The sequence below is a fragment of the Vibrio harveyi NBRC 15634 = ATCC 14126 = KCTC 12724 genome (assembly GCF_001591145.1).
Taxonomy (GTDB): domain Bacteria; phylum Pseudomonadota; class Gammaproteobacteria; order Enterobacterales; family Vibrionaceae; genus Vibrio; species Vibrio harveyi.
Window position 1 is genome coordinate 1 of sequence record NZ_BCUF01000081.1, and the last position, 11,121, is coordinate 11,121.

Sequence of the window (11,121 nt, forward strand, 5' to 3'; positions counted from 1 at the left end):
AATCAATGACAACACTCTGAATCCTGCATCTTGAAGTCACTTGGGTATAACTTAGGTTACACAACAAGCAAGATTATGAAAGCTTCACCTCACTAACGCTTTTAATGGCTCATTCTCCTAATCCAATAACTCTGTCACGACGTCGGTCTTTACAGAGTTAGCGATAAAGCAGTTTTCATGTGCCATATGATGCATTTTTTCTAACTGTTCACGTGTCGGCTGTTTGTCTCCTGAAAAGACAATGTTTGGTCTAAGTGTCACTTTTGAAACCCACTCTTTACCATTTTCTCCCGTTGTAAGTTCGCCCACCGCTTCATCTACGTAAGAGTCGATCACATAACGGCGTTTAGCAGCAATAGAGAGAAAGACCAGCATATGACAGCTTGAAAGTGCCGCAATAAACGCTTCTTCTGGGTCCACATTCTCAGCTACAGATAAAGGCAATGGAACAACATGAGGAGATGGCGAAGCAGGAACACAAAGCCCACCATCAAACTGCCAAACGTGCGCTCGGCTGTATTGATTATCACTGAAAATTTCGTCGGTTTGACGTTGCCATTTAATCACTGCGGTATGTTGACTCATTGCAATTCCCTGCCCTGTCGTTGCGCACTCCAAAAGGAGATGATTTCAAAAGAGAGCTAAGTAGACCACAACCTAGGGCTTACTCCCACTCACAAGGCAGAAAATGCGGGTATAGAGCGATCAAATCACTTGGTTTGAATCTGTTTGTTGCTTTCGGCAACGATCAATCAAGCGCTGCCCTTGATGAATATTAACTTGCAGTCGGTTGATCAACTTTTGCAGTTGTTCAATATCAGGAATCTGCTTGTTCTTAACTTGAGTTTCGATTTCTAGCGCCTGATTCGCCAGTGTGTCTAACCCAAGATTCAACGCCATCCCTTTGGTGGTGTGCAAGGTGCTGTAAAGTGACGATAAGTCTTCTGCCATGAAATACTCAATCAGCTCATCAACCGATTTTTCGAAATCATTCACTATGCTTTCAAGCAGATCTAGCAGTGCATCAGGCTCCTCTTTGAGCATTTCTACCGTCTCAGAATGAGTCAGCTCTTCTTCTGTCAGTCTCAGCCTCTCAATTGGTTCACGATGTAACTCAACCACGTTTTCAGCTTGATCCGATACGTCATTTTGCACTGGTAAACGAGAGGCAAACTGCTTGAGCGCATCAGCAAAGCTCTCTCGCTGTAATGGTTTGGTCAGTACATGGTCAGCACCCGCGTCGATAAAGTTATCGTGCGCTTCTCTAAACACATCGGCGGTGTAAGCAAACAATAAGGTCTTCACACCAAGCTTCTCTCGGATAAATCGCGTCGCCTCAACCCCATTCATCTCCGGCATGTGATTGTCCATCAGTATCAAGTCATATTGGTTCTCTTGTGCTTTCTTAGTCGCAATCAAACCATTCTCAGCAATCTCGACCGTATGCCCTAACTTTTCACAGAAACCTTTCGCTACAATCGCATTCACACGGTTGTCTTCGGCAAGGAGAATGTGCAGATTGCGTTTATTTTCCTGCTGTTGCTCGGCTTTGGTGTTTGGCATTGCCGGCTGTGCTTTCTCTACCCAAGGGATAGGAAGATCCACTAAGAACTGAGTCCCAATGCTCTCAACACTCTTGAGCTTAATCTCTCCACTCATCAATTCAGTGAGCTTTTTGACAATCGCGAGACCAAGCCCTGTACCTCCAAACTTACGCGTGGTAGAGGTATCAGCCTGTTCGAACGAGTTAAAAATGCGACCTTGTTTATCTTCCGGAATACCAATACCAGTGTCGTTCACCGAGAGGAGAAGACGTTTTCTTTGTTCATCAAGCTCAGCGCGGATCAATACATGCCCATCACCCGTAAACTTCACGGCATTGCCTGCGAGATTGAACAAGATCTGTCGAATACGCGCGCAGTCACCGTTAAACTCGATGTTTTCTGGCACTTCGTTCTCGACGTAAAGCTGAATGTTTTTCTCTTCGATTAAAGGCTGAATCGCACTACAAACTGGGGTTAGCACTTGAGGTAAATTGAATGGTGCGGCTTCTAGTTCCAACTTGTTCTCTTCAACTTTAGAAAAGTCCAAAATGTCATTGAGAATCGTCATGAGGTGTTGACCAGAGTCCAAGATCACTTTTACATGATCTTTGGTTGTCTTTTCTTGAGTTTCGCTGGCGATGATTTGCGAAATGCCCAATACACCATTCATTGGCGTTCTTAACTCATGGCTCATGGTTGCTAAGAATTGTGACTTGGCTTTTGCCGCACGTTCCGCCTTTTCTGTCGCTTCAGTTAATTCGTCATTGAGATGTTTGAGCTTATTCACACGATGTTGAGTTTGCAGCACAAATACGGTTACCAATAAGATGATGGACAAAAGAACAAACACCCATGTGAGTCGAGCTTCACGCTGTGCGATCTCAAGTAACTGGTGTTCAGAATACTCAACAAACTCAAAATAATGGTTTTCTAAAATCTTGTTAGTAAGCAACTCTATCTTTCGCTCACTTTGGCGCAGTCGATTCAAGAACAATGAGATGTTTTGACTTTGAGGATTATCGCCTTGTAATGCGGCATTGGTTAGAAAGTTAAAATAGTGCTTCTCTAACCAAGAGTCATCATTTTGCGCCGCAAACTGACGTTGATAAATATTGTGTAGAGTGAGTGACTCGTACTGGTTTGCAACTTGAACACCAATTAACATGTCCAGGGTTTGCGTCGCATCGCGAACCTTACCATCAAATTGAGCTACGATATTTTTTACACGATTTTTCGTAGGCGTAAATTCAAACCAAATTGACTGTTTGAAAACCGTACATAGATTCTCGGCGGCAAGTTCAAGCTCAACCAAACTTTCGGTAATTTCGTACGTTTTTCTCTCTTCCATTGAATAGCGATTGACGACTCTGTCTCGGGCTTCTATCAAATGGTGACCAATTTCAGAAAGCGATGCGTGCAACCCTTGAGTATTTTTTGAATTCACATGGCTCATGCACGCTAACACCGCCATTACGGCAATAACGACGAATAAGGCGGCGTTCACTAAACGGAATTTATTCATTTTCAAACACCTCCAAAATTGCAGGTCTTGGGGCGCTCAAGGTCTTAAGGAAGGCTTCGATATCTGCCACGTTATCGTCGCTCATCGTTACACCCAATTGAGTCTGCGACATGATTTGTATGGCATCCGATAACTTATCAATTTGCCCATTGTGAAAGTAAGGGCTGGTTTGTCCTACATTCCGTAAGCTTGCCACTCGAAAGTAGAACTTGTCTTCTCCATCAGAGGTTCTTAAATGCCGTCCTGTGTCGAGGTTGTCATCAGGTACTTGAAAATAGCCAAACCGTTGAATCATCGCCCCGCCAATATTTCGTCCTTGATGACATTGAACACAACCCACTTGCTGAAAAGTCTCCCAGCCTCGTATTGCCTGTTCATTCATAGCATCTGTCTCACCAAGCAAATAAGCATCAAATGGAGAACTTGGTGTCTGGAGCCCTTTAACAAACTCCACAATTGCACGCTTAATGTTGTTCACATCAATACTTCGGTTATCCGCTTGCTTAAAAAGCGCCTGATATGACGGGTTGGTCTGAACATATTTTTCTATCTCTTCCCAATTAGAGTCCATCTCCAATGGGTTTTGAACTGGACCATCGATCTGAGCCATCAGCGAGTTTGCTGTACCATCCCATAGAAATCGATAATTTAAGGCGGCATTAAAAACGGAGATTGAATTGCGAGTGCCAACGCCATGCACCCCAGTAGAAACAGGCGTCAATTCTGCACCATTCGTCGAGAGATCATGGCAAGTCTCACAACTGATCGTGCCATTAGATGAAAGCTTTGGGTCTCGGAACAAGTGCCAACCAACTCGAGCTAGATCCATGTCGATCGTAGGTTCGCCACCAATTGGTTGCACCAACTGAAAATTCACTTCGTCATCATGCGTTGTACCAGCAATAGCAAAAGCACTAGAACCTATCATCAAACATCCACATAACCCTTTTGTGGTAAGCCTTTTGTTCATCGTTCTGGGTATCCTTACCTAACCTCTTAATATGAACTTAGTTGCTTTTGACTTTTTTTCCATTACTGCCCGTATGGATATTGAGCACCCTCCCATAACTTATTGATTAATCGTGCGCAAGTTTGCACAAATCCCCCTCTTTAATATCAAGCGGAACTTGTCGACAGGACAAACATCCTTGATTGGCGGAAAGTGGCGAAAAGCTATACGATTCCGCCCCCTTTTTTGGATTCCGTCCTTGGCTGGAAATTTGAACCTAGTGAAACTTTTCGCTTTCATCACCGCATTACTGACTACTCTTTCATTCAACGCCTTTGCTCAAGACTTTCTGAGCTTTGAAGAGAGAGAGTTTCTAAACAACAAAGAATCACTAAAAGTCGGTGTTCTCGAAGGTGACTGGCTACCCTATTGGGGAGACCTAGCATCAAAAGAAGGCATCAACATCGAATACGCGGAATCTATGTTGCACGACTTGCATGTTGGTGCTGAGTACGTGCCATATAAAAGCCTCAACACTTTATTTGATGGCTTGGAAAACGGCGAAATCGACTTAACCGTCGGCTTTGTTGCAACTCAAAAACGTGCGCAACGCTTTCTGTATTCTCAACCTATTTTCAATACGCTAAGACTGATATGGCTTCGAGATGACAGCCTCGCAAACAAACCTCTTGATGAGCTGAAATGGGTTTGTGTTAAAGATTCCAGTGCGTGCGACCAAGTTCACGCTCTGGGGTTCAAACACGTTCATGCGGTTAAGAACAACTTAATGATGACAGCATCACTCAACAGTGGCGCTGCTGATGCTGCTGTCGTGGGTCTCTCTACACTGAGTTCTTACGGCTTTAAAAATCCGAATGGCGAACTTGTTGGTAAGGTGGTTTACAACCGATCTCTTAAACCGGGAGAGGTCACGGTGTTTACTGGCAAGAACTCACCAAAGCTGATGAGCATCATCGACAAGTACATTAAGCACTCGAAAGAGTCTAAACATAGTCGTTTACACATTGAAGCCAACATCAACATTCTTCACAACGAGTTGATGTTGGATATTTTGAAGCAGCAACAAGGGCACAAAACAGTTCGTTATACGATTCAAGATAACGTATACCCATTGTCTTACCTCGACCGAGAAACAGGTGAGCTAAAAGGCTATGTCCATGACTTATTAAAGCTTATGGAACAAAAGAGCATGATCAAATTCGAATACGTGCCAACGAATGGACGTGATGTGGATTTGATGCTTCAAGAAAAGATGGTCGATTTGCTGCCTGCAAGAAACATCAACCTAACAGATAAAAAGCGCTTTATTACCACTCGCACACTTGGGTTCCTTCAATATGGTTTTATTGAGTCACTCAACGAACGAGCGAAGAAATCCGTCGCGATTCTGGATCGTTCAGGGAACTTCTACCCTCATTTTCTCGAGCATCCAGAATATGAGTTTGCTGCGGTCTATAGAGAGTTTGACTGTTTGATGAAAGCGTTTGAAGACGGCGACATTTCTCACGCATTCGTCAACCAAAGCCTGATTGACAATCATTACTACGGTGGTCAAGGGGTGAAGTTTAAGCCAGCGACACCACCCAACGATATGCAGTTGAAAATCAAATTGGGTATGGAGTTAAGAAAAGACTCGGAGTTTCTGCGCCGAGTACTAAACACGGTACTTAAGATCACAACCGACGCTGAACTAAAACAGTTAATGGACCGCCACAATAAAGTAACGGTTCAATACGGTGTCGACAAAGAAACCGTCGTCATTTGGGCGTTGGGTGGCGTCTGCCTTTTGTTGGTTGCAGTACTGATTTACATCGTTAGAACCGGACATCTGACTCGTACCATCAAACGCAAAGAATACGAAACTCAGATTCGCCAAAAGCAAAACAAGTGGTTGTCGTCCGTACTGGATCAACTGCCCAATAAAATTCTGATATCGGATGACAATAACAAGCAGATTCTGGCAAACAAGCCGTTTATTAACATGCTTTCGCGCTGCAATGTCGATAAGAGCATTCCAGATGATGAACGAGAGCAAGTGCTCAAGTTGACCCGAGAGTGCGTAAACACAGATTCAGAAAGCTCAGAAACGTCTTTATGCTCTTTGGGAGACAAACACTACCGCGTTCGTAAGCAGACCCTACTCCACCCGGAAGAAGGGGCTCAATATTGCATGACGGTATTTGATGACATCAGTGAACTTAAACAGAAAGAAACCGCACTGAAAGCATCCAACTTAAAGGCAATGCAAGCGATCGAGGCTCGCGAGCATTTTCTAGCCGTGGTTAGTCACGAACTCCGCACTCCAATCGCTGCAATGTTGGGCTTAATGGAGTTGTTAGAACAAGATTTAGAACGTTCAGAAAGCAAAGAGCTGCTGAAAAGCGCAATGCAATCTGCAGAGCGATTACAGCTGCACGTCAATGACATTCTAGATTTTTCGAAGATTGATGCGAACCAGCTTCAGTTGGATGTTCATGCAGGCAATGTTTATCAAGAGCTTGGTTCAACACTAAGAAGCTTTGAGAAAGCCATAGAGCAAAAATCGTTAGCGTTTGAGTTGAACTGGACTCCGACGCCGCATGCGTTGGTGGTTCTTGATTGGTTGCGAGTCAACCAGATCATCAATAACTTATTGAGCAATGCCGTTAAGTTCACCGAACACGGTAAAGTCATTGTGAGCGTCCATGTCAGCAAAAATCAGCTTGAATTTAGTGTACAAGACACCGGGTGCGGCATGAGCACGGCGCAATTGGCTGCTCTTTTCCAACCTTTTGTCCAAGGGGATAAAAGTATCAGTCGCCGCTTTGGGGGAACTGGGCTTGGTATGTCTATCGTCAAAAGCTTGGTCGACATCATGGAGGGCAGCATTAAGGTTGAAAGCCAAAAAGAGCAAGGCACAACCATCAAGGTGCAACTTCCGATGACCAGTCAACCGCTTGATTTGACTGCTTTGGTTCCGGTTTATACAGAAAGCAACCAAGTCCAGCGTTGGCTGAATACATGGCAAGTCACGCTAGATGAATTTGGGAGCAAGCATCATGTTGTCGAGGTAGATCCGCATTACTCTAATGTGTATCCCGATTTGATTTTGCAGAAATTGAACCGTAATACGACCACGCAAAGCCCTTTGGAACTAACAGAAGCGTATCATTGGGATGGTCGTGTGTTAGTCGTCGATGATGATGCTATCAATCGACTGCTATTTAAGCGTCAGTTTGAAAAGCTGGGGGTTAATTGCCAGCTTGCAGCCAGTGGCATCGAAGCCATTGAGGTGTTAGAACAAGCGCAAAGCGACAATACGATCACCTCTTTTAGTTTGGTGATTACTGACTGCCACATGCCTGATATGGACGGCTACCAACTGACTAAAGTACTCAAAGCAGATAGTAAGTTTGCCTCTATTCCCGTTGTAGCGTGTACCGCAGAAAACTCACGTAATGTGATTGAAAAAGCGGAACACAATGGCATGGAAGCAGTACTGTTTAAGCCATACAACTTGGGCGATCTACAAGCCTTATGCGAGCAATACTTATCGAGAGCGTTTAACAGTGAGCGTCAAGAAGGCTGGCTTGAAGACTACAGCTACGAAGAAAAGCTCGAAATGGCACAGGTGATTTGTGAGGCTTTGAGCAATGATATTGCGTTGATTCAATCTGGAGAAGAAAGCCTCAAGTCCATCGCGCACCGCATCAAAGGATCAGCCGCCGCCCTCAACTTAGTCCAGCTTGGATATGTGGCAATGCAATGTGAGTCTTCAGTAGGCAGTGAGCAAGAAACTCAGGCTCGCACCGCGCTTATTAACGAATTAGAAACCATAGTCAGTACCACACAACAGTGGCTGGAAATGAGTGAGAGCAATTAATTGAATATTTTGATTGTTGAAGACGATCGATTACAAGCAACTAATCTTAAGATTTTGCTCAATCGTCTGTTTGAGGGCACGATTACTATCGTCCATCGAGGTGCTGAAGTCGCGACCATTTGCGAGACTCAGCCTGTCGATCTGATGTTCTGCGATATTGATTTACCAGACATTAACGGGGTGAACCTGCTGTCCAACCTGGCAGAAAGCGCTCGCCCTAAAGGTGTCGTGATTTTAAGTGCAATGAGCCAAGATGTGGTCGAAATCACCTACAACATGTGTTTGTCTGCGGGTTATGGCTTTGTTCGAGCGTTAACTAAGCCGATCTCTCATCAGCAGTTGAATCAGATCTTTAATGAGTTCAAACAATACACATTGGAAGAACAAGTGGTGTCCTTGCCCATTTTGATAGGTAGGGATGAAATTAGCACTGCTTTTGAGCAAGGTTGGTTTCTCAACTATTACCAACCTCAATACTCCGCGAAAGATAACCGCCTGATCGGCGTCGAAGCATTGGTGCGTTGTCGACATCCACAACACGGCATTATTGCACCCGCACAGTTTATTACTGAGATTCAGGCTCGTAACGAGTTAGATAAGCTGTTCTGGATTGTATTAGAGAACGCGCTGCAAGACATGTCTCAACTGAAGGTAAATATCAATTTATCGGTAAACATGAATCAAAAAACACTCAAGCAACCTATGAGTGCTCGCTTGTTTGCGTTGTGCGATCAATACCAAATCGCACCTGAACGCATCACGCTTGAACTCACCGAGGACGAAGTATACGACTGCAGCGTCACGTCCTTGGCGAATCTCGCTAACTTACGTTTAACAGGCGTTGGCTTAGCGATTGACGATTTTGGTACGGGTTACTCATCACTCAGCCAACTGGCGACACTGCCATACACCGAGTTGAAAATTGACCGCCAGTTCATCAAAGATGCGTTGACGAACTTCAAAAGCCAGCAGATCACCATATCGAGCCTACATCTAGCTAAGTCTTTGGGGCTTAAGTCAGTGGCAGAGGGTGTGGAAGACACTGAAACGTTAAGTTATTTGCGCGAACTTGGTGTGGAACTGTACCAAGGATTTGTTCGCTGTCGCCCTATTCCCTTTGAGCAGTTGGAAGCTTTGATCTAATTCTAGCCAGTGGCTGTTCATTCGCGGTCACATGGTTCATATGATGAGTCTCTTTGAAATGAATACCAAATCTTTCTCACAGTACAATGTGTTAATCGTCGACGATGCACCTATCGTGGTACTGACATTACGTAACATGCTGACCAAGCTTGGCTTTTCTGACAAACGCATCTTCACCGCTCGCTTAGCCAAGGGGGCGGTTTCCATTGCTCACCAAGAGCGTATCGATCTAATCATTTGTGACTATAACTTCGGTCGAGGTATGAATGGCAAGCAGCTGTTTGAAGAACTAAAACATCTCAAATTACTCAGCCATGACACGGTGTTTATTCTAGTGACCGGTGAAAGCTCTGCGACCATCGTACGCGCTATTATCGAGCTAAAACCAGACGAGTACTTACTCAAGCCTTTTAATTCCATTACGTTGCGAGAACGCATCTCAGCAGCGGTGAAACGCAAGAACGTGTTGCAGGCTATCTATCAAGCAGAACTCAACAACGACTCTCACGCCGGTTTAGAAGCATGTGAAGAGCTGATGCCTTTTCATCCCGAGTATTTTTTCATCATTGAGAAGTTCCGCGCTGATTTCTTAACGCGCCTAAAGTTGCATCACGAAGCCAAAATCGTCTACGAACAAGTTATCGAGCGCAAAGACGTTAACTGGGCAAAAATCGGCTTGGCGAACACATTGGTTTCTCTGGGGGAAAACGACGAAGCACAACGCCTAGTGCGTACTCTGCTAGAAGAGTCTCCGAACAACGTAGAAGTACGTGAATGTGCCGCGAACTTCAATATGCTGAACCGCGAAGTGCCACGAGCTATCAAACACTTGGAGCTAGCAAACAGCTTGGTTGAAGGAAATTCAGAACGTGAACTGGTGATTGTAAACTTATGCCTTGCAGAGCACGATTACCACTCAGCATTGCAGCACTATCATGCGTACATGGATATCAACAAAGATACCTATCGCAACAACACCTTCTCTAAGCTAAATTTGATCCGCAATTTGCTTTACTGCGTGCGAAAATTAGAAGGTCGTGAGGATTTGCTGGCTCAGGCGAAAAACTTGTTTAAGTCGATCACAAGCGGACCTGAAAACAAAGCAATTAAGGACGAATTGGATTTAATTGCCGCGCACATTGCGATTGAGGAAAACCAGTACGTTGCAGCGTTTAAAGTGCTCAGTGATTTGTATCGCCGTAAGCCTTTCGCTCACTTTTATGCGCAGTTTCATCTCGCTTGGTTATTGCATGAGATGAACTTCGAATCTGAGTTTTCTCAAGCCATAACTTGGTGTTTTGAAAACCTACAAACCGACTCAAGCGATACGATTCTATCGAGTAAAATTGCCCTTGGTCGCTCTTTAGAAACCGACAACGCGGAGCGCCAAGCTTGGATGCAAGAACAGTACAAGAAGATTCGTGCTGCTGAACAAGATTACCAAGCTTTGATCGATGCCTTAATTGAGCTTCAGGCTCGTTGTCCGCTGCTAAGAACCGTGTGTATTAACATCATCAAAGTGCTAACACGTGCTTTTCCGAGCAACAAATCTTCATTAGAGGTCGAACTGCTAATTAAGCGCTGCGATAACATTGTGAAACAATTGGTTTCTAGTGAAGAGCTTGAGAAAAGCGGCTACGACAAGTTTCTTTTTCTGGCTCAAGATCGATGTCAACAGATGTCTGTGGTGAACACCCCACCTACGCAACCAGAACTGGCAAACTAGGTAGCAAAAAGGGGCACGATTGCCCCTTTCATTTCGGATTACAGGTTGAAGAAACGATTAATCCAAGTCACCTCACCAAACGCAATCAAATCGTAGATAGTGAAGAACACTGCACAGATAACGGCAAGCTTCACCAATCGAATCGCAATTAACATCATAACTTCCCACTTACCTTCTTGTCTGAGTGTCGTTGATTCCTCGCAGTTTACTGGTTTTCTTACGAACCACAACGCATGAAAACCCAGATTACGTGAGAAAGTGTGTATCACAGCTTAAGCCTCACCCTTGTACATTTGCTTATACATTTGGAGACGACGGATAAATCCATTCTCCCGCCTACTCGTATCTATACCC

General features: G+C 44.5%; 6 protein-coding genes. 3 read left to right on the forward strand and 3 right to left on the reverse strand.

Going from position 1 to position 11,121, the window contains the following annotated elements; all coding sequences use genetic code 11:
• Positions 1 to 117: 117 nt before the first annotated feature.
• From VHA02S_RS23705 to VHA02S_RS23715, 3 genes are all read right to left on the reverse strand, one after another.
• On the reverse strand, positions 118 to 585 hold the full coding sequence (locus VHA02S_RS23705) for an OsmC family protein (protein ID WP_005452274.1): 468 nt from the start codon (positions 583 to 585) through the stop codon (positions 118 to 120).
• 120 nt (positions 586 to 705) lie between these two features.
• Complete coding sequence (locus tag VHA02S_RS23710; protein WP_038899414.1) at positions 706 to 3,066, reverse strand: ATP-binding protein; 2,361 nt, start codon at positions 3,064 to 3,066, stop codon at positions 706 to 708.
• The gene (locus tag VHA02S_RS23715) at positions 3,059 to 4,036 is read right to left on the reverse strand and encodes a cytochrome-c peroxidase (RefSeq protein WP_038899413.1); all 978 of its coding nucleotides are present in this window, start codon (positions 4,034 to 4,036) and stop codon (positions 3,059 to 3,061) included. Before VHA02S_RS23715 ends, VHA02S_RS23710 begins: the two co-directional genes overlap by 8 nt.
• 259 nt (positions 4,037 to 4,295) lie before the next feature.
• On the opposite strand from VHA02S_RS23715, the gene VHA02S_RS23720 reads away from it, so the two are divergent.
• From VHA02S_RS23720 to VHA02S_RS23730, 3 genes are read left to right on the forward strand one after another with little or no spacing between them, the layout of a single operon-like run.
• Positions 4,296 to 7,898: an ATP-binding protein gene (locus tag VHA02S_RS23720; RefSeq protein WP_038899415.1), complete on the forward strand. Its 3,603-nt coding sequence runs from the start codon at positions 4,296 to 4,298 to the stop codon at positions 7,896 to 7,898.
• Positions 7,899 to 9,041: an EAL domain-containing response regulator gene (locus tag VHA02S_RS23725; protein WP_017190715.1), complete on the forward strand. Its 1,143-nt coding sequence runs from the start codon at positions 7,899 to 7,901 to the stop codon at positions 9,039 to 9,041.
• Between the two features lie 58 nt (positions 9,042 to 9,099).
• A complete protein-coding gene (locus tag VHA02S_RS23730; RefSeq protein ID WP_172461353.1) occupies positions 9,100 to 10,767 on the forward strand; it encodes a response regulator in 1,668 nt (555 codons plus the stop codon).
• Positions 10,768 to 11,121 lie beyond the last annotated feature (354 nt).

Coding starts and splice junctions, on each gene's coding strand:
- VHA02S_RS23705 (WP_005452274.1), bottom strand. CDS start 585: ATGAGTCAACATACCGCAGTGATTAAATGGCAACGTCAAACCGACGAA.
- VHA02S_RS23710 (WP_038899414.1), bottom strand. CDS start 3,066: ATGAATAAATTCCGTTTAGTGAACGCCGCCTTATTCGTCGTTATTGCC.
- VHA02S_RS23715 (WP_038899413.1), bottom strand. CDS start 4,036: ATGAACAAAAGGCTTACCACAAAAGGGTTATGTGGATGTTTGATGATA.
- VHA02S_RS23730 (WP_172461353.1), top strand. CDS start 9,100: ATGAATACCAAATCTTTCTCACAGTACAATGTGTTAATCGTCGACGAT.